Origin of the sequence: Bacillus arachidis (genome assembly GCF_030285945.1) — a bacterium.
In the GTDB taxonomy this organism is placed as follows: Bacteria; Bacillota; Bacilli; order Bacillales; family Bacillaceae_G; genus Bacillus_A; species Bacillus_A arachidis.
The window spans coordinates 4,525,179-4,542,128 of record NZ_CP127376.1; the positions used below are offsets into that span (position 1 = coordinate 4,525,179).

The 16,950-nt window shown below is 39.0% G+C and carries 20 protein-coding genes and 1 tRNA gene; 8 read left to right on the plus strand and 13 right to left on the minus strand.

Annotated elements, in window-relative coordinates; translation table 11 throughout:
* Nucleotides 1–29 precede the first annotated feature (29 nt).
* From gpmI to QRY57_RS25110, 8 genes are all read right to left on the minus strand, one after another.
* Nucleotides 30–1,559 carry a 2,3-bisphosphoglycerate-independent phosphoglycerate mutase gene (gpmI, locus tag QRY57_RS25075; protein ID WP_090693710.1) on the minus strand — a complete coding sequence of 510 codons (1,530 nt, stop codon included), beginning with the start codon at nucleotides 1,557–1,559 and terminating at the stop codon, nucleotides 30–32.
* Nucleotides 1,556–2,311, minus strand: a complete 756-nt coding sequence (gene tpiA / locus QRY57_RS25080; protein WP_286016390.1) for a triose-phosphate isomerase — start codon at nucleotides 2,309–2,311, stop codon at nucleotides 1,556–1,558. Before tpiA ends, gpmI begins: the two co-directional genes overlap by 4 nt.
* Before the next feature lie 32 nt (nucleotides 2,312–2,343).
* Nucleotides 2,344–3,528: a phosphoglycerate kinase gene (locus tag QRY57_RS25085; protein WP_026594091.1), complete on the minus strand. Its 1,185-nt coding sequence runs from the start codon at nucleotides 3,526–3,528 to the stop codon at nucleotides 2,344–2,346.
* A gap of 134 nt (nucleotides 3,529–3,662) precedes the next feature.
* Complete coding sequence (gene gap, locus QRY57_RS25090; protein ID WP_020061700.1) at nucleotides 3,663–4,667, minus strand: type I glyceraldehyde-3-phosphate dehydrogenase; 1,005 nt, start codon at nucleotides 4,665–4,667, stop codon at nucleotides 3,663–3,665.
* Nucleotides 4,668–4,693: 26 nt separating this feature from the next.
* On the minus strand, nucleotides 4,694–5,722 hold the full coding sequence (gene cggR / locus QRY57_RS25095) for a gapA transcriptional regulator CggR (protein ID WP_026594090.1): 1,029 nt from the start codon (nucleotides 5,720–5,722) through the stop codon (nucleotides 4,694–4,696).
* Nucleotides 5,723–5,857: 135 nt separating this feature from the next.
* Nucleotides 5,858–6,103, minus strand: a complete 246-nt coding sequence (locus QRY57_RS25100) for a glutaredoxin family protein (protein ID WP_286016391.1) — start codon at nucleotides 6,101–6,103, stop codon at nucleotides 5,858–5,860.
* A gap of 9 nt (nucleotides 6,104–6,112) precedes the next feature.
* Nucleotides 6,113–7,420 carry an RNA polymerase factor sigma-54 gene (gene rpoN, locus QRY57_RS25105; protein ID WP_286016392.1) on the minus strand — a complete coding sequence of 436 codons (1,308 nt, stop codon included), beginning with the start codon at nucleotides 7,418–7,420 and terminating at the stop codon, nucleotides 6,113–6,115.
* A 505-nt stretch (nucleotides 7,421–7,925) separates the two neighbouring features.
* Nucleotides 7,926–8,001: transfer RNA gene (locus QRY57_RS25110), tRNA-Arg, on the minus strand.
* A 180-nt stretch (nucleotides 8,002–8,181) separates the two neighbouring features.
* Here QRY57_RS25110 and QRY57_RS25115 point away from each other — a divergent pair.
* The 8 genes from QRY57_RS25115 (at nucleotide 8,182) to clpP (ending at nucleotide 12,799) form a co-directional block, all read left to right on the plus strand.
* A complete protein-coding gene (locus QRY57_RS25115; RefSeq protein WP_000216162.1) occupies nucleotides 8,182–8,388 on the plus strand; it encodes a DUF1657 domain-containing protein in 207 nt (68 codons plus the stop codon).
* A gap of 116 nt (nucleotides 8,389–8,504) precedes the next feature.
* Nucleotides 8,505–8,993 carry a YhcN/YlaJ family sporulation lipoprotein gene (locus QRY57_RS25120; RefSeq protein ID WP_026594087.1) on the plus strand — a complete coding sequence of 163 codons (489 nt, stop codon included), beginning with the start codon at nucleotides 8,505–8,507 and terminating at the stop codon, nucleotides 8,991–8,993.
* A 34-nt stretch (nucleotides 8,994–9,027) separates the two neighbouring features.
* Entirely contained in the window at nucleotides 9,028–9,504 is a 477-nt protein-coding gene (spoVAC, locus tag QRY57_RS25125) for a stage V sporulation protein AC (RefSeq protein WP_026594086.1), read from the plus strand.
* Nucleotides 9,505–10,521 (plus strand): stage V sporulation protein AD, encoded by a 1,017-nt coding sequence (gene spoVAD, locus QRY57_RS25130; RefSeq protein ID WP_026594085.1) that lies wholly within the window; start codon nucleotides 9,505–9,507, stop codon nucleotides 10,519–10,521. It begins immediately after the preceding gene.
* Nucleotides 10,518–10,868 carry a stage V sporulation protein AE gene (gene spoVAE, locus QRY57_RS25135; RefSeq protein WP_026594084.1) on the plus strand — a complete coding sequence of 117 codons (351 nt, stop codon included), beginning with the start codon at nucleotides 10,518–10,520 and terminating at the stop codon, nucleotides 10,866–10,868. Before spoVAD ends, spoVAE begins: the two co-directional genes overlap by 4 nt.
* Before the next feature lie 11 nt (nucleotides 10,869–10,879).
* A complete protein-coding gene (locus QRY57_RS25140; RefSeq protein ID WP_286016393.1) occupies nucleotides 10,880–11,086 on the plus strand; it encodes a DUF1657 domain-containing protein in 207 nt (68 codons plus the stop codon).
* A gap of 20 nt (nucleotides 11,087–11,106) precedes the next feature.
* Complete coding sequence (locus QRY57_RS25145; protein ID WP_286016394.1) at nucleotides 11,107–11,976, plus strand: DUF421 domain-containing protein; 870 nt, start codon at nucleotides 11,107–11,109, stop codon at nucleotides 11,974–11,976.
* Nucleotides 11,977–12,217: 241 nt separating this feature from the next.
* Nucleotides 12,218–12,799 carry an ATP-dependent Clp endopeptidase proteolytic subunit ClpP gene (gene clpP, locus QRY57_RS25150; protein ID WP_026594081.1) on the plus strand — a complete coding sequence of 194 codons (582 nt, stop codon included), beginning with the start codon at nucleotides 12,218–12,220 and terminating at the stop codon, nucleotides 12,797–12,799.
* A gap of 285 nt (nucleotides 12,800–13,084) precedes the next feature.
* Here the strand turns inward: clpP and QRY57_RS25155 are convergent, their stop codons facing one another.
* From QRY57_RS25155 to QRY57_RS25175, 5 genes are all read right to left on the minus strand, one after another.
* Entirely contained in the window at nucleotides 13,085–13,342 is a 258-nt protein-coding gene (locus QRY57_RS25155; RefSeq protein WP_026594080.1) for an HPr family phosphocarrier protein, read from the minus strand.
* 22 nt (nucleotides 13,343–13,364) lie between these two features.
* Nucleotides 13,365–14,315 carry a DNA-binding protein WhiA gene (gene whiA / locus QRY57_RS25160; protein WP_026594079.1) on the minus strand — a complete coding sequence of 317 codons (951 nt, stop codon included), beginning with the start codon at nucleotides 14,313–14,315 and terminating at the stop codon, nucleotides 13,365–13,367.
* Nucleotides 14,316–14,401: 86 nt separating this feature from the next.
* Nucleotides 14,402–15,355 carry a gluconeogenesis factor YvcK family protein gene (locus tag QRY57_RS25165; protein ID WP_286016395.1) on the minus strand — a complete coding sequence of 318 codons (954 nt, stop codon included), beginning with the start codon at nucleotides 15,353–15,355 and terminating at the stop codon, nucleotides 14,402–14,404.
* Nucleotides 15,356–15,358: 3 nt separating this feature from the next.
* Nucleotides 15,359–16,240, minus strand: coding sequence for an RNase adapter RapZ (gene rapZ / locus QRY57_RS25170; protein WP_286016396.1), 882 nt, complete (start codon nucleotides 16,238–16,240; stop codon nucleotides 15,359–15,361).
* A 20-nt stretch (nucleotides 16,241–16,260) separates the two neighbouring features.
* Complete coding sequence (locus QRY57_RS25175) at nucleotides 16,261–16,719, minus strand: NUDIX hydrolase (protein WP_026594076.1); 459 nt, start codon at nucleotides 16,717–16,719, stop codon at nucleotides 16,261–16,263.
* Between the last annotated feature and the right edge of the window lie 231 nt (nucleotides 16,720–16,950).

Sequence of the window (16,950 nt, forward strand, 5' to 3'; positions counted from 1 at the left end):
ATTTCTCTCCTTTTATATATACAATTTAATTATTTAATAATTGTTTTACCTGTCATTTCTTTCGGTTGTTCCACATTTAAAAGTGTAAGCATTGTTGGAGCGATATCTCCTAAGATGCCACCTTCACGTAATTCAACATCATTTTTCGTAACGATGAAAGGAACCGGGTTCGTTGTATGAGCTGTCATTGGCTGTCCATCAGAAGTTAACTCCTGATCAGCATTACCATGGTCAGCAGTAATAAGTGCTACACCATCTTTTGCAAGAATCGCTTCTACAACTTTTCCTAAACATTCGTCAGTTGCTTCTACTGCTTTAATTGTTGGTTCCATCATCCCAGAATGGCCAACCATATCACAGTTTGCAAAGTTAAGAATGATAACGTCATGTTTATCATTTTCGATTTCATTTACTAAAGCGTCGGTTACTTCGTAAATGCTCATTTCAGGTTTCAAGTCATATGTTGCAACCTTCGGTGAGTTAATTAAGATACGCTCTTCTCCTGGGAATTCAGCCTCACGACCACCGCTAAAGAAGAATGTAACGTGCGGATACTTTTCAGTTTCCGCGATACGAAGTTGCTTTAATCCCGCTTGCGCAACAACTTCACCTAATGTGTTATCAAGGTTCATTGGCTTGAATGCCACATAACCATCTACAGTTTCACTAAAGTGTGTCATACAAACGAATTCTGGAATGCGAGGTACTTTTTCACCACGATCGAACTCACGGAAGTCTTCATTTGTAAATACACGTGCAATTTGAATTGCGCGGTCTGGACGGAAGTTATAGAAGATAACTGCATCATCATCATTGATTGTTGCAACTGGCGTTTCATCTTCATTCACAACTACAGACGGCAATACGAATTCATCATAGATACCATTTGCATAAGAGTCCTCTACGCACTCATATGCATTTTTGTAAGTAGGGCCTTCGCCATACACCATAGCACGGTAACATTTTTCTACGCGATCCCAACGCTTGTCACGGTCCATGGAGTAATAACGACCGGAGATAGTCGCGAATTGTCCTACTCCTGTTTCTTTAATTACTTCATTTGTTGCATCGATATAACCTTTTGCTGTTTGTGGTCCAACATCGCGGCCATCTAAGAATGCATGAATGTATACTTTCTCCACACCTTCTTTTGCTGCTAAGCGAAGCAGAGCAAACATATGGTTCATGTGACTGTGCACACCACCATCAGAAAGTAAACCGAATAAATGAAGAGCTGTACCTTTTTCTTTTACGCTTTTAATTGCATTTTGGAAAGTTTCGTTCTTGTCGAACTCACCTTCACGAATTGCAACGTTCACACGTGTTAAGCTTTGATATACTACGCGGCCAGCACCAATGTTTAAGTGACCAACCTCAGAGTTACCCATTTGACCTTCTGGAAGACCTACTGCCTCACCACATGCTGTAAGCGTTGTGTGAGGGAACTTGTTCCAGTAACCATCGAAATTAGGTTTCTTAGCTTGTGCTACAGCATTCCCGTAAGTTTCTTCACGTAGTCCGAAACCGTCAAGAATGATTAAAGCTGTTGGCTTTCTCATTTTACCGCCCCCAGAAGACCTAAGAAGGAAGCAGACTCTAAGCTAGCACCGCCAACTAAAGCGCCGTCGATGTCAGATTGTGCCATGTATTCTTTAATGTTTTCTGGTTTTACGCTACCGCCGTATTGAATACGAACAGCTTCTGCAGCTGCCGGAGAAACAGCTTCTGCAACAACTTTACGGATGTGCGCACATACTTCGTTTGCATCTGCAGAAGAAGAAGATTTACCTGTACCGATTGCCCAAATTGGCTCATAAGCGATAACAGTTGCTTTTACTTGCTCTTCTGTTAAACCTGCAAGTGCTTTTGTCACTTGACCTGCTACTAGATCAAATGTTTTTCCGCTTTCGCGCTCTTCTAAAGTTTCACCACAGCAAACGATTGGTGTTAAACCATGTTCAAATGCTGCAAGAGTCTTTTTGTTTACTGTTTCGTCTGTTTCAGCAAACATTTCACGACGCTCAGAGTGACCAAGTACTACATAGCTCACTTTTAAGTCGCTAAGTGCTACTGGGCTAATTTCGCCAGTGAATGCACCATTTTTTTCGAAGTGCATGTTTTGTGCACCTACTTTTAAGTCAGTTCCTTCCGTAGCCGCTACAAGACGCTCTAAGAAAAGAGCTGGAGAGCAAACTACTGCATCAACAGCTGAAGCTGCTGGGATTTGACCCTTTACTTCCTCTACGAAGCTAACTGCTTCAGATAGAGTTTTATTCATTTTCCAGTTACCTGCGATAATTGGTTTACGCATGCTTTGCACCGTCCTTTTTCTTTGGCTGCTTCTTATTTGTCGTTAAGACAAACTACACCTGGAAGCTCTTTACCTTCCATAAATTCTAATGACGCACCGCCGCCAGTAGAAATGTGGCTCATTTTATCAGCCATACCGAATTTTTCAACAGCTGCTGCAGAGTCACCACCGCCGATAACAGAGTATGTACCTTCTGCATCTGCTAATGCTTGTCCTACTGCTTTTGTACCTTCTGCAAATGGAGTCATTTCAAATACACCCATTGGTCCGTTCCATACAACAAGCTTAGAGTTTTTAATTACATCAGCATAAATTTCACTTGTTTTCGGTCCGATGTCCACGCCTTCCCAGTCAGCAGGAATAGAATCGATATCTACAATTTTTACGTTTGCAGTTTCAGAGAAATCATCTGCAATTACGCAATCAACTGGCATGTAGAAGTTTACGCCTTTTTCTTTTGCAAGTGCCATAAACTCTTTTGCTAAGTCAATTTTGTCATTTTCACATAGAGATTGTCCGATTTCATGTCCTAATGCTTTTACGAATGTGTAAGCAAGGCCACCACCGATGATTAAGTTATCTACTTTGTCTAATAGATGACGAATTACACCGATTTTATCTTTTACTTTCGCACCACCAATGATTGCTGTGAATGGGCGTTCTGGGTTAGAAAGTGCTTTACCTAATACTTCTAACTCTTTTTCCATTAAGAAACCTGATACTGCTGGTAGGTAATCCGCAATACCTGCTGTAGAAGCATGAGCACGGTGAGCTGCACCGAATGCATCGTTAACGAAAAGATCAGCAAGAGCTGCAAATTCTTTCGCTAGTTCTGCATCGTTCTTTTCTTCGCCCGCATAGAAACGTACGTTTTCAAGAACTAATACGTCGCCTTCGTTCATTGCTGCAACCATTTCTTGTACAGCTGGCCCGAATGCTTCGTCTGCTTTTTTCACTTCTTTACCAAGAAGCTCACCTAAACGTGCAGCTACTGGAGTAAGACGCATTTCTTCTACTACTTGGCCTTTTGGACGCCCTAAGTGACTCGCTAAAATCACTTTCGCACCTTGCTCTACTAAATATTGAATTGTAGGAAGAGCTGCACGAATACGAGTCTCGTCTGTAACTTTGCCATCTTTCATAGGTACGTTGAAGTCAACGCGGCAAAATACTCGTTTACCCTTTAAATCTACGTCACGAATTGATTTTTTGTTCATTGGATTTCCCTCCGACTAGTTAGGATTGACAAAACCCATTCAAAAGCTTATCACATTTGCTTCTAAAACGAAAGAAGAGAGAGGGAACAAACCCTCTCCCTCGTTTTGTCATTGATAGCTTATAAACTCAAAAATTAAAGACCTTTAGAAGCGATGTAATCTACTAAATCAACTACGCGGTTAGAGTAACCAGTTTCGTTGTCGTACCAAGAAAGGACTTTAAGCATGTTGCCTTCCATAGTCATTGTAGATAATGCATCGATTGTAGAAGAACTTGTGCATCCGTTATAGTCAATAGATACTAATGGCTCTTCGCTGTATCCAAGGATACCTTTTAATTCGCCTTCAGCTGCTGCTTTGAATGCTGCATTTACTTCTTCAACTGTTACTTCTTTTTCAAGTTCAACAACTAAGTCAACAAGAGAAACGTTAGCAGTTGGAACACGTACTGCGCCACCGTTTAATTTACCTTTAAGTTCTGGTAATACTAATGCTACTGCTTTAGCTGCACCAGTTGTAGTTGGAATCATGCTCATTGCTGCTGCACGTGCACGACGTAAGTCTTTATGTGGTAAGTCTAAAATTTGTTGGTCGTTAGTGTAAGAGTGAATTGTTGTCATCATTCCGCGTTTTACACCGAATTTTTCGTTTAATACTTTAGCAAATGGAGCTAAGCAGTTTGTAGTACAAGAAGCGTTAGAAATTACATTATGGTTAGCTGCATCATATTGCTCATGGTTAACACCCATAACGATTGTGATATCTTCGTCAGAAGCTGGTGCAGAGATGATAACTTTTTTAACTGATCCACCTAAGTGTTTTTCAGCGTCTGCTTTTTTAGTGAAACGTCCAGTAGATTCTACTACTACTTCTACACCGTAGTCGCTCCATGGTAATTGAGCTGGGTCACGCTCAGCGATAACTTTGATTTCTTTACCGTTAACGATGATGCTGTCACCGTTAGCAGATACTTCTGCATTTACTGTTCCGTGAACAGAGTCATATTTTAAAAGGTGAGCTAAAGTTTTAGCGTCTGTTAAGTCGTTGATTGCTACTACTTCCACGTTAGGGTTGTTAAGAGCTGCGCGGAATACCACACGTCCGATACGTCCAAATCCATTAATACCAATTTTAGTCATTTAAATTTCCTCCTTGGGGGATTATATTAAAGGGTAATACCCTTTGTTAATTGTTTTGCTGCACCTTCATCTGTAATTAGAATCGAAGTGTGCCCTTGTTTAATTACAGCCTGTATTGCTTTTGCTTTTGAAGATCCTCCAGCTACTGCAACAACGTGAGATACGTTTTGTAAATCTTTCAGTTGCATGCCAACTGTTTGTACTTTATGAACGACATTACCTTGTTCATTGAAGTAATAACCGAAAGCCTCGCCAACTGCATCACTTGCTTTAATTTTCATCCAATCTGCTTCCGAAGTATTTCTGCGACGTGCCATTGTTAACGCATCACCAATTCCATGAATGACGATATTGGAAGATCGAATCAACTCAAGAACTTCTTTCACGGAAGGCTCTGTCACAATGGACGCATATGCTTCGCTGCTTACATGGTCTGGAACATACAATAAGCGATAATTGCTCATCGTATTTTGTGCCATTTTCGCACAAATGGTATTGGCCTCTAATTCGACCCCTTCTCCAATTCCACCACGCGCTGGGACAAATAGCATATGTAAGTCTTTACAATCCAGTTGCATCATGTCCGCGGCGGCAGCTAGCGTTGTTCCTCCAGCCACAGCAACGATATTATTCGCTGTCAGACGGTCTTTTATACAAGTAACACAAGCACGGCCCATCTCCAATTTGACCCAAGGTGAATCGTCACTATCACCAGGGACAACGAAAACTTCATCCAAGTCTAATGTTTCCTTAAGTTGTTTTTCTAAAACCTTTAACCCGGAAATTTCTTTCATAAAGTCTTCCAAAGCAAGAACCACAGTTGTTCCTTCTTCTGTTAAAGTCATTCCAGAAGATGCGACGTGAACTAAGTTTTGTTCTTTCAAAACTTGCACTTCACTTCGCAATACTCGTTCTGTCATACCAAGACTTGCAGATAAGTTTCTTCTTCCAATCGGCTGCATGAGGCGAATGTACTGAAGAATTTGCATTCTCGTTTGCATAACAGGTAGCAAATCAGGTAATAATTTTTTTGTATTTCGAATCCATGAGCGCATATCTTTTCTCCTCACTGCATCGGTTCATTTTCCCTCGTGGTCATTTTGTGTCCCGTAGTGACATTTTATGTCCCACTAGGTTTAAAAAAATAATCCCTGCTACGTGTATTATTGTAACAGGAGATAGAAACTTATTCAACTCTTAACTGCATTCTTTATATAGTTTATTATGACATCTTTGTGAATGACACCATATTCCGCCTGTTTTCCGTCTATTTCCACGACCGGAATCATAATTTGATACTTTTCTAAAAGCTCATCATCTTCGTATATATCTATTTCCTCGATTTCAAAAGAATATACCTTTTGAACCTCTTCCAAAACCTGTTTTGCCTTCACGCAAAGACCACAGTCCGTTTTCGTATATAAAACAACTTTCATCTTCTTCACCTATCCAATTGTTTTTCGTAAAGAAGAAGCGGGAATATTCATTTGCTCTCGATATTTTGCAACTGTTCTACGAGAAATAACGATCTCATGCTCTTCTTCTAACAATTTCGAAATTTTTTGATCTGAAAGTGGTTTTTTCTTATTTTCTTGTTCTACAAGCATTTGAATCAATTGTTTGACACGCTTTGTAGAAACAGCCTCATCTTCTGTTGTCACCACTGCATTGCTAAAAAATGACTTCATTTCAAACAATCCGTGCGGCGTTTGTACATATTTATTACGTGTAGCACGACTAATTGTAGATTCATGTACACTTAGTTCTTCAGCTACTTCTTTTAAGGAGAGTGGTTTTAAGTACTCTGGTCCTCGCCAAAAGAAATCGCTTTGTTTCTTCATAATGATCTCCATGACTTGCAAAAGCGTTTGTTTCCGTTGCTTTAAACTGCGCATAATCCACTGCACATGCTGATACTTCTCAGATACATATGAAGCAACGTCGCTCTCACTATTATGAAGAAGCGCGCTATACTCTGAATGAATTTCAATTCTCGGCATGTTGCGTTCATTCATTTGTAAAACGAGACGATCTCCTTCTTTTTTCACAGCCATATCAGGAACAATATAAAGCGGCTTCTCAGAAGAAAATGCAAGCCCTGGTTTTGGCTGAAGCGATGTAATACAATCAACAGCTAACTGCAATTCCTCATTACTACACTTTAAGATGTGAACAAGCTTTCGCCAGTCTTTCTTAATAAAATACGCGAAATATTCATCCACAATCATTTTTGAGAGGGTATTTCCTTTTTGTAAGCGCTTCAATTGAAGTGATAGACACTCCTGAATATTACGCGCTCCTACCCCTGCTGGCTCCAATGACTGAACAAGCTCCATAGAACATTCTACTATATCAATAGGTACGGCAAGTAACTCTGCTAATTCTTCATTTGTTTCTTGTAAATAACCATTTCCATCCATGTTCATAACGATGAAAGAAGCCGTTTTCCGCTCCAGCTCATCTATTTTGTAATACTGTATTTGATCCAATAAATGTTGCTGAATCGTTTTCGAATCCACACTGTAAATTTCCATTTGATTATCGACTTGTTTGCTTGTACTTTTACTTTTGCTTGAGCTCTTTTTCTTCTCCCTCTCAAAGCCATTTAACTCAATAAGGGGATTCTCCATCGATTGCTCATACAAAAACTCCGATAGTTCCTGCACGTTATATTGGAGCATTGTAATCGCTTGTCTTAACTCTTGTGTCATGGCCAAACGTAAGCTTTGTTCTTGTAAAAGACTTGCCTTCAATCTAATCTCCCCCTTGTTTCTATTGTACAATAAGTTTCTTAAAAGGAGAATCCTGTGCAGATACCCTTTCCAAAATATTATTAATTTATATGTATTAATGACGTTTACATCTTACAACTGCAAAATGAATAATATTGAAAGAAAACAATAAAAAAATATATAAACTGACATAAAGCCTTTCTTTTTTTGAGCGTAAGAGAGGACCAATCAAAAAAGAAGCGGTCAGTACTTTTTTAATCCCATGCAAAATGAGAACAAAAGGAGAAAACGAGTGGAGATTTCCTTTTGTTTTCATAACTTCGACTTATACGCTTGGAAATCTAAATACATATATATAACGACTTTTTATAACCACATACTAATAGTAAATCTTATAACCAGATATAACAAGGGGGGAATTCACGTTGTATATTTTCGAACAGTCGATAATTGCCGATATATAACGATTTTGACCATATATAAAATAAAAAGTCCTAACTTACAAATGTAAGTTAGGACTTTTTGACGCGCCCAGAGGGATTCGAACCCCCGGCAGACGTGGTACCGGAAACCACCGCTCTATCCGACTGAGCTATGGGCGCATGAACGATATACTCGTAATTATATCTTCTTATACCCATGTACGCAACTACTATCACATAAAAAGCTCTCCCCACATTTCTTCAAAAACAAAATCACTAACCTAAATTTGGAAATTATATTTTCACTCCTATTCACAAATTATAATCTTTGAATTCATATTTCAAAGGAGGCTTCATTCAATGACTGTAATTACAAAATTAAAACAAACTGTTTCTGGATTAAAAAGTGCACAAGCGAGCTTAGAGGGATTTGCTCTGGATACAGATAACCAACAAGCGAAGCAACTTTTCCAAACAGCTGCACAGCAAACTCAATCGATTATCGATTCTTTAAACCCACGTGTTGAAGAAGTGCAACAAGAAGAGCCTCAATACGGACAACAATAAGCGAGCATACTATTCCGTTTGATGGTAGACATTTTTTGAAAAACAGAAAAAGGATGATTCCATATCATCCTTTTTCACACCAAATTACATAAAGCAATAGAAATGGAATGATTGTAATGCGAAAACTTAGAATCATAACCGCGTTATTCGTACTCCTATGCGCTTCATTTACTGGCTGCGATAATAGCCCCTTAGATAAAAAAGTAAAAAAAGAGGAATCAAAACGAGAAGAGGAAAAAAAAGGACCCAAGTTAACAAAAATGAGTACGGAATCCTTTAATCAATCTATATCGCAGGAAGCAAAGAAAAAAGTACTCGCTATGGAGGAAATCCTAAAGGCCACAGCAGTCAATTCTAATCTAGACCTTTACATAGCAGTCAAGCCCGAACATCATGAAAGATTTCGATTAAAACCTCTGCGTAGCAAAATCAAAAAACAATTGAGCGATGAGTATCCTACTTTCGATATTCGCGTAAGTACAGATCGAAAAATTTTCATGCTGCTAGATAGCCTGGAAAACAAAATTAAGAAAAAAGAAGTAAACAAGGATCAGATTAAAAAGCAATTGAAACTCATACAATCAGAAATGAAATCTGATACTTAATTGTACGTTCTCTAAAGGAAAAGGAAGGGTTCAAATGTCCAGTAAAGACAAAAATTTAACACCTGTACAACAAGAATATAAAAAGTTTGCACAACAACGGGAGCCAAAGCGCCCTGTTTTTAAAAATTGTATAAAAGCCTTTTTCGTCGGTGGGTTCATTTGTTTAATTGGTCAACTTATTTCAACCTTTTATATCACGTATTTCGATTTTACCGAGCGATCTGCTGGGAACCCGACAGTCGCTACGCTTATTTTCATCTCAATGCTACTCACTGGTTTTGGTGTGTATGATCGCCTTGGGCAATTTGCCGGGGCTGGGACAGCAGTTCCTGTTACTGGCTTTGGCAATTCCGTTATAGCTGCCTGCATCGAGCATCGAACAGAAGGTTTTGTTCTTGGAGTCGGTGGCAACATGTTTAAATTAGCTGGTTCCGTTATTTTATTTGGTGTATTTTCTGCTTTTGTAATTGCTCTTATTAAAACTATTCTTGTTCAATGGGGAGGGCTGTAAATGTTACAAGGACACCGAACATGGGTATTCGATAATAAACCTGTTATCATCTCAACGGGCGTAGTCGGTGGGCCATTTGAAGCAAAAGGAAAGATTCCTGAAGACTTTGACACCCTTCACGAAGACTTGTGGCTCGGACAAGATTCTTATGAAAAGGCACATAAAATTTTATTTGAAGAAGCCTGTAGTCGTGCAACGGAAAAAGCAAAACTTCGTAAAGAAGATGTTCAATTTGTACTCGCAGGAGACTTAATTAACCAAATTACTCCTTCAAGCTTCGCTTGTCGTACACTTGGCACTCCGTATCTTGGATTATTTGGCGCCTGCTCTACTTCTATGGAAGGTTTAGCTCTTGGCGCAAGTATTGTAAATGCAAAAGGCGCAAAATATTTATTAACAGGGTCATCCAGTCATAATACTGCTGTAGAAAAACAATTCCGTTATCCAACAGAATATGGCGGACAAAAACCGCCTACCGCGCAATGGACTGTAACAGGCGCTGGTGCCGCCCTTTTGAGTAGTGAAGGACATGGTCCACAAGTAACATCCGCAACGATTGGCCGAATTGTTGATATGGGGTTAACTGATCCATTTAACATGGGAGGCGCGATGGCCCCCGCCGCTGTAGATACAATTGAAGCTCATTTACGTGACCGACAAATTGATGCATCTCACTATGATTTAATTGTAACAGGTGACCTTGGGCACGTCGGCCGCGAGATCGCTTATGATTTACTGCATAAACACGGGACAAAAGTCATAAGCAAACAATTTCAGGATTGTGGATTACTCATTTATAGAGACGGACAACCAGTGTTAGCAGGTGGAAGTGGTGCAGGTTGTTCTGCAACTGTCGTATACGGACACTTATTAAATCGAATGAAAAAAGGAGAATTCAAAAAGATGCTTGTCGTTGCAACAGGTGCGTTACTATCTCCTCTTACATTTCAGCAAGAAGAAACCATTCCATGTATTGCTCATGCTGTATCGATTGAGTTTGGAGGTGTGGAACAATGATTTTTTTCTGGGCTTTTGTTATAGGTGGACTCATTTGCGTAATCGGACAACTTATGTTCGATGTTGGGAAGCTTACACCCGCTCACACAATGGCAACGCTCGTTGTGATTGGCGCTATATTAGATGGATTTAATTTATATGAACCATTAATTGATTTTGCAGGTGCTGGAGCAACAGTTCCGATTACAAGTTTCGGAAATGCCCTTGTTCATGGGGCTATGGCTGAGGCAGCAGAGCACGGTATTGTCGGCGTTATAACAGGGATGTTTAAAGTAACAAGTGCTGGTATATCCGCAGCCATTATATTCGGATTTATCGGCGCATTGCTATTCAAACCAAAAGGATAAGAGGTGTTCCCATGACTGTTGTTGCTAGTGTTAAGACATGCCTCGCTAGTTTAAAAGGTGCCCAAGCAAGTCTAAGTACACTTTCGCAAAACGCTGCGGATGAAGAAGCAAAGCGAGTCTTTTACGAATGTATGTTAGAAATGGACAGTGTCATCGCTGATCTTAAAAATAGAGTTTCAATATTAGAACGTGAAGAACCTCAATATAAAGGTTTTTAAGCAGACTGGAGGAAATTACTATGTCTCACCTACCCGAATGGACACTTGTCATTCTTCGTTCCATATTTATATTAATTATGTTATTTGCTATTACAAAATGGTTAGGAAAAAGACAAATTTCTCAACTTTCCTTTTTTGAATATATAGCGGGGATGACAATTGGTGATATTGCTGCTCAGGTATCTACAGGGCTAGATCAAAAATTTTTCCATGGTGTCTTTGCTATACTCATTTTTGCTGCAGTCCCATTTTTCACAGGTATTCTGTCCTTAAAAAATAAAGCGGCCAGAGATTTTTTTGAAGGAAAATCTACCGTTTTAGTAAAAGATGGAAAAATACTTGAAGATAATTTAAAAAAAGAAAAATATACAAGCGACGAATTACTCGAGCTTCTTAGAGGAAAAGATGCATTTAACATTGCTGATGTAGAATTTGCCGTATTAGAACCCAGCGGTGAATTAAATGTGTTATTGAAGAAAGATCGTCAACCGCTTACTGCAAAAGATATCGGATTAAAGGTACCAAACGAAAAAGAAGCACAAACCGTTATTATGGATGGCAATGTACTCGATGAACCCCTGTCGGCCAGCGGGCATAATCGCGCTTGGTTACACGCTGAATTAGAAAAAATCGGTGTTGTAATTGAAAATGTCTTTCTCGGTCAAGTGGATTCTTACGGACAACTTACCATTGATATCTATAACGATAAAATTCAAATGCCTTCTCCTCAAAATAAACCTTTATTGCTCGCATCTTTAAAAAAATGCCATGCTGATCTTGAATTATTCTCTTTAGAAACAAAATCAAAAGCGGCGAGTCAAATGTATAGTAAAAACGCAAAACAAATCGAAAATATTTTAAATAAAGTAACCTATCTCCTAAAAGAATAGCAGATAAGAGAACGCTTCTATAGAAAAGGCGTTCTTTTGTTTTTTCTACATCTTCTATCAGGTTTAAATTTATATAATTCGGTTATGATGTTGAAGATACATAAGCAGGGAATTACAAAAACATAGCGAATAAATGATGATAAAACTACATATTTTTTTGATTTAAAGTGGTTTCGTTTGACCTTTATTGACCATAATTGTATTATAAGACTAAGAAAGCTTTCAAAGGAGGAAATAACAGATGAATTTAATTCCTACAGTAATTGAACAAACAAATCGTGGAGAACGCGCTTACGATATTTACTCTCGACTATTAAAAGACCGCATCATTATGCTTGGTAGCGCAATTGATGACAACGTAGCAAACTCAATCGTTTCCCAGCTTTTATTCTTGGAATCTCAAGACCCAGACAAAGATATTCACCTATACATCAACAGCCCTGGCGGTTCTATCACAGCGGGTATGGCAATTTACGATACAATGCAGTTCATTAAACCACCAGTATCAACAATTTGTATCGGTATGGCTGCATCTATGGGGGCTTTCCTACTTGCAGCAGGTGAAAAAGGTAAACGTTATGCACTTCCAAACAGTGAAGTAATGATTCACCAACCACTTGGCGGCGCACAAGGTCAAGCAACTGAAATTGAAATCGCTGCAAAACGTATCCTATTCTTACGTGAAAAATTAAACCAAATTCTTGCTGATCGCACAGGTCAACCATTAGAAGTACTACAACGCGACACAGACCGCGACAACTTCATGACAGCAGAAAGAGCACTAGAATACGGCTTAATCGATAAAATCTTTACAAATCGTTAATAAACTTTAAAGCGGAAGCGGCTCTTTCAGAATCGTAGGGCGTTGGAGCACCCAACAGAGAAGCGCTTTTTGCTTCGTCCGAGGGGGCGAAACGACCGGAGATTCTAGCCGCTGAAGCTGGATATAACTAAAAGCGGAAGCGGCTCTTTCAGAATCGCTCCCAAAAAGGCTATCGCCACGTGCGATAGCTTTTTTTATCGGCCGTTTCTCATGATATATCAGCGACTCGATGATATGCCATAAATCAAGTCAATTGAAAAAGCTATCGCTACATGCGATAGCTTTTTACTGTTTATTTTGCACATATGCCGCTAGCGCTTCTAAAGCCGCTTCTGCATCTGAACCTTCTGTTATAATCGTTATATTGCTGCCAGATCCAATCGCTAGGCTCATAATCCCCATTATGCTCTTTGCATTGACTGTTTTACCATCTTTCTCAATAAAAATATCAGCATGAAAACGATTTGCTTCTTGTACAAACAACGCAGCCGGACGTGCTTGTAAGCCGTTTTTTAATGCAACCTCAACTTGTTTCTGAACCATAGCTCCCATTTCCCCTTTACCGTTATTTTTTTGCTACCGGTTCCCCCGCGCGTAATTTCTCTGCGATTTCATCGATTTTACGTAAGCGATGATTAATACCTGATTTACTGATTTTCCCCCCAGATACCATCTCACCTAATTCTTTCAATGTTACATCTTGATAACTAATGCGCAATTGTGCAATCTCTCGCAATTTGTCTGGCAAGACATCCAATCCAACTGTCTCATCAATGTAACGAATATTTTCAATTTGCCGTAAAGCGGCACCAATTGTTTTATTTAGATTGGCTGTTTCGCAATTCACTAAACGATTGACCGAATTACGCATATCGCGAACAATACGAATATCTTCAAATCTCAACAATGCATTATGTGCACCAATAATGTTTAAAAACTCCGTAATTTTCTCCGCTTCTTTTAAATACGTAATGTACCCTTTACGCCTTTCCAGCGTCTTACTATTTAAATCAAATCCGTTCATCAGTTCACATATAGAATCATTATGTTCCTTGTATAACGAAAAGACCTCTAAATGATAAGATGATGTTTCTGGGTTATTTACTGAACCACCTGCTAAAAATGCACCTCGTAAATACGATCGCTTGCAACATTTCTTTTCAATCAATTCTTGTGAGATATTGCGGATAAACGAAAAGTCTTCCCTGACAATATGCAAATCTGCTAAGATTTCACGAGATTTCTCAACAAGCCGAACGATATATACATTATTTTTCTTCAGTCGCATTTTTTTACGAACAAGCAATTCTACCGTCACGTCATATCCTTTTTTCAGCAATGTGTAAATTCTTCTCGCAATTGCCGCATTTTCTGTTTGAATATCAATCGAAAGACGACGGTTTGAAAAAGAAAGTGATCCGTTCATTCGAAGCAATGCTGATAGTTCTGCTTTCTCACAACACTCCTTCACCTGAAGCTTTGTCAGCTCTTTCTTTGTTTCTGATGCAAATGACACAGCCCCACCTCCTTATACGATATTTTGGAACAAAAATCTTGTCCTATATGAATGAGTAGCGTTATCTCTCCTGAGATAACGCATGCTTATAACAACGAATATAAGATAGAAGCTAATTTCAATGTATCATGCCTTACAACTTGATCATCATACTTTGCTAATTCATCTTGAATTAAACTAATGTTACTTTCAGCAAAACGATCTTCGTCAATCACAACAGGTTCAGACATTTCTTCTGCATACAAGTTACGTAATTCAGCAGGAATATCATGATTATTTACAATCGCTGTATCGATGAAAGGCGCCCCAAGATGATCATGTAAAGCCTGCACATGATCAAATGCTGTATATTCCATCGTCTCTCCAGCCTGCGTCATGACATTACATACATATATTTTTTTTGCCTTTGCATTAAGAACAGCGTCACCAATTTTTTTCACAATTAAGTTTGGCAAAATACTTGTGTACAAACTACCTGGACCAAAGACAAGTAAGTCTGCCCGCTGAATTTCCGTTAACGTCTCATACAGCGGCTCTACATCACCTGGTGTTAAAAATACACGATTGATCTTTTTTCCGAAGTACGGAATTTTCGATTCGCCTGTTACAATTTTCCCATCTTCCAGTTCTGCATGAAGCACCACGCTTTGATTCGCCGCGGGTAAAACACGACCTCTTACATTTAAAACTTTACTAGTTTCTGTAATAGCATGGAAAAAGTCGCCTGTAATCGAAGTCATACCCGCTAACAATAAATTACCTAATGCATGACCCGTTAAACCTTCTCCGGATGTAAAACGATGTTGAAATAAAGCTTCCACAAGCGGCTCTACATCTGATAACGCAACAAGTACGTTACGAATGTCGCCTGGTGGTGGAATTTCTAACTCATCACGCAATCTACCAGAACTGCCACCATCATCGGCTACTGTAACAATCGCTGTAATATCAACAGGATACTTTTTCAATCCTCGTAATAAAACAGACAGTCCAGTTCCGCCTCCCATGATAACAATCTTAGGTTTTCTCTCTTTTTTCATCCCTTAATTGCCCTTTCTCTTCTCCACATCACGATGAGATACATGAACGATATATTCTGGTTTCAAATGTTTTCCAAGGTATTCTGTAAGCGTAACAGAACGATGTTGTCCACCTGTACATCCAATTGCAATTACAAGCTGACTCTTGCCTTCTCTTTTATAATGCGGAAGCATGAAAGTAATAAGATCCGTCAGCTTTTCTAAAAACTTATGTGTCTCATTAAATTTGAGCACATATGACGAAACTTCTTCATCCAGTCCTGTTAACGGCTTCATCTGTGGAATATAATATGGATTTGGTAAAAAACGAACATCAAATACTAAATCTGCGTCAATTGGAATACCGTACTTAAATCCAAATGACATCACATTCACACGAAATGCTTGCTCATTTTCTGTTGAAAACAGATGAACAATTTTTTCGCGCAATTCTTTCGGTTTTAACTCAGACGTATCAAGTACAATATTTGCTCTTGCCTTCATGTCTGCTAATAAACCACGTTCCGCTTCAATTCCTTTTAACGGAAGTCCTGTCGGCGCAAGCGGATGCGAACGTCTTGTTTCTTTGTAACGCGTTACAAGAGTGCTATCTTTCGCATCTAAGAATAAAATATGAGGAATAATCCAAGTGCGTTCTGATAAATCATCAAGCGCTCCCCATAAATGCTCAAAAAATTCGCGGCCACGTAAATCAATACCAAGTGCCACCTTGTTCATTTTCCCTTTCGAGTCTGCCATAAGCTCAACAAACTTTGGCAATAACATAGGTGGTAAGTTATCTACACAAAAATATCCTAAATCTTCGAAACTTTGCAGCGCTACTGTTTTTCCTGCACCGGACATTCCTGTAATAATTACCATTTTAATATCATTATTCGCTGTCATTGTATCCCCTCCATGACGGTTTAGCTTGGATCCAATCGATATGAAAGTAATTCAAATTCTGGTGTATATACAAACGTACCGTAGATTATTCCATTTCCTTTAATTAAATAATCAATAATGTGATAGTCTCCCGGCGCCATTGCTAATTCATCAATTTTATCAAGTGTATGCCAGCCAATGATGCCTTCTTCGCTTTCCAATTTGTTTTCTCCTGCAAAATCTGTCGCTAAAAAGGAGAACATCATCCATTCAGAAACAACTTTATCACCTTCTTGGATAACAAAAGTGAAGACCCCCTTTAACGCTGGGTTCTTTAAATAAATACCTGTTTCTTCACGATATTCGCGAACAACGGATTCTCTTACTGTTTCACCGCGTTCCATTTTCCCACCTGGCGCAACCCACCAGTTTCGACGAGGTTTTTGTAATAGGAGAACTTCATTACCTTTAATTAACACACAGTTCGTGACTCTTTGCATGCTTCTTCACCTCAGCTACTTATGATGAATTTCTTCATCACATACTTATTTCATTATACTATCAAAAACACTTTGTCACAATGAAGGAACTCCCAACCTAATTGAACTATCCCCACCTCCCCCTACACGAGCTTAAGGTGGGACATCCTACTGTTTCTACCCTAGCGAAAACACTTCCTTTTGTTCTGCAAAAAGGATTGATTTTCTAAAAAAAGAAAAAAACGAGAAGAC

What these genes read in the sequence shown, in the direction of transcription:
- gpmI (WP_090693710.1), bottom strand. Translation starts at nt 1,559, where the DNA reads ATGAGAAAGCCAACAGCTTTAATCATTCTTGACGGTTTCGGACTACGT.
- tpiA (WP_286016390.1), bottom strand. Translation starts at nt 2,311, where the DNA reads ATGCGTAAACCAATTATCGCAGGTAACTGGAAAATGAATAAAACTCTA.
- QRY57_RS25085 (WP_026594091.1), bottom strand. Translation starts at nt 3,528, where the DNA reads ATGAACAAAAAATCAATTCGTGACGTAGATTTAAAGGGTAAACGAGTA.
- gap (WP_020061700.1), bottom strand. Translation starts at nt 4,667, where the DNA reads ATGACTAAAATTGGTATTAATGGATTTGGACGTATCGGACGTGTGGTA.
- cggR (WP_026594090.1), bottom strand. Translation starts at nt 5,722, where the DNA reads ATGCGCTCATGGATTCGAAATACAAAAAAATTATTACCTGATTTGCTA.
- QRY57_RS25100 (WP_286016391.1), bottom strand. Translation starts at nt 6,103, where the DNA reads ATGAAAGTTGTTTTATATACGAAAACGGACTGTGGTCTTTGCGTGAAG.
- QRY57_RS25115 (WP_000216162.1), top strand. Translation starts at nt 8,182, where the DNA reads ATGACTGTAATTACAAAATTAAAACAAACTGTTTCTGGATTAAAAAGT.
- QRY57_RS25120 (WP_026594087.1), top strand. Translation starts at nt 8,505, where the DNA reads ATGCGAAAACTTAGAATCATAACCGCGTTATTCGTACTCCTATGCGCT.
- spoVAC (WP_026594086.1), top strand. Translation starts at nt 9,028, where the DNA reads ATGTCCAGTAAAGACAAAAATTTAACACCTGTACAACAAGAATATAAA.
- spoVAD (WP_026594085.1), top strand. Translation starts at nt 9,505, where the DNA reads ATGTTACAAGGACACCGAACATGGGTATTCGATAATAAACCTGTTATC.
- spoVAE (WP_026594084.1), top strand. Translation starts at nt 10,518, where the DNA reads ATGATTTTTTTCTGGGCTTTTGTTATAGGTGGACTCATTTGCGTAATC.
- QRY57_RS25140 (WP_286016393.1), top strand. Translation starts at nt 10,880, where the DNA reads ATGACTGTTGTTGCTAGTGTTAAGACATGCCTCGCTAGTTTAAAAGGT.
- QRY57_RS25145 (WP_286016394.1), top strand. Translation starts at nt 11,107, where the DNA reads ATGTCTCACCTACCCGAATGGACACTTGTCATTCTTCGTTCCATATTT.
- clpP (WP_026594081.1), top strand. Translation starts at nt 12,218, where the DNA reads ATGAATTTAATTCCTACAGTAATTGAACAAACAAATCGTGGAGAACGC.
- QRY57_RS25155 (WP_026594080.1), bottom strand. Translation starts at nt 13,342, where the DNA reads ATGGTTCAGAAACAAGTTGAGGTTGCATTAAAAAACGGCTTACAAGCA.
- QRY57_RS25165 (WP_286016395.1), bottom strand. Translation starts at nt 15,355, where the DNA reads ATGAAAAAAGAGAGAAAACCTAAGATTGTTATCATGGGAGGCGGAACT.
- rapZ (WP_286016396.1), bottom strand. Translation starts at nt 16,240, where the DNA reads ATGACAGCGAATAATGATATTAAAATGGTAATTATTACAGGAATGTCC.
- QRY57_RS25175 (WP_026594076.1), bottom strand. Translation starts at nt 16,719, where the DNA reads ATGCAAAGAGTCACGAACTGTGTGTTAATTAAAGGTAATGAAGTTCTC.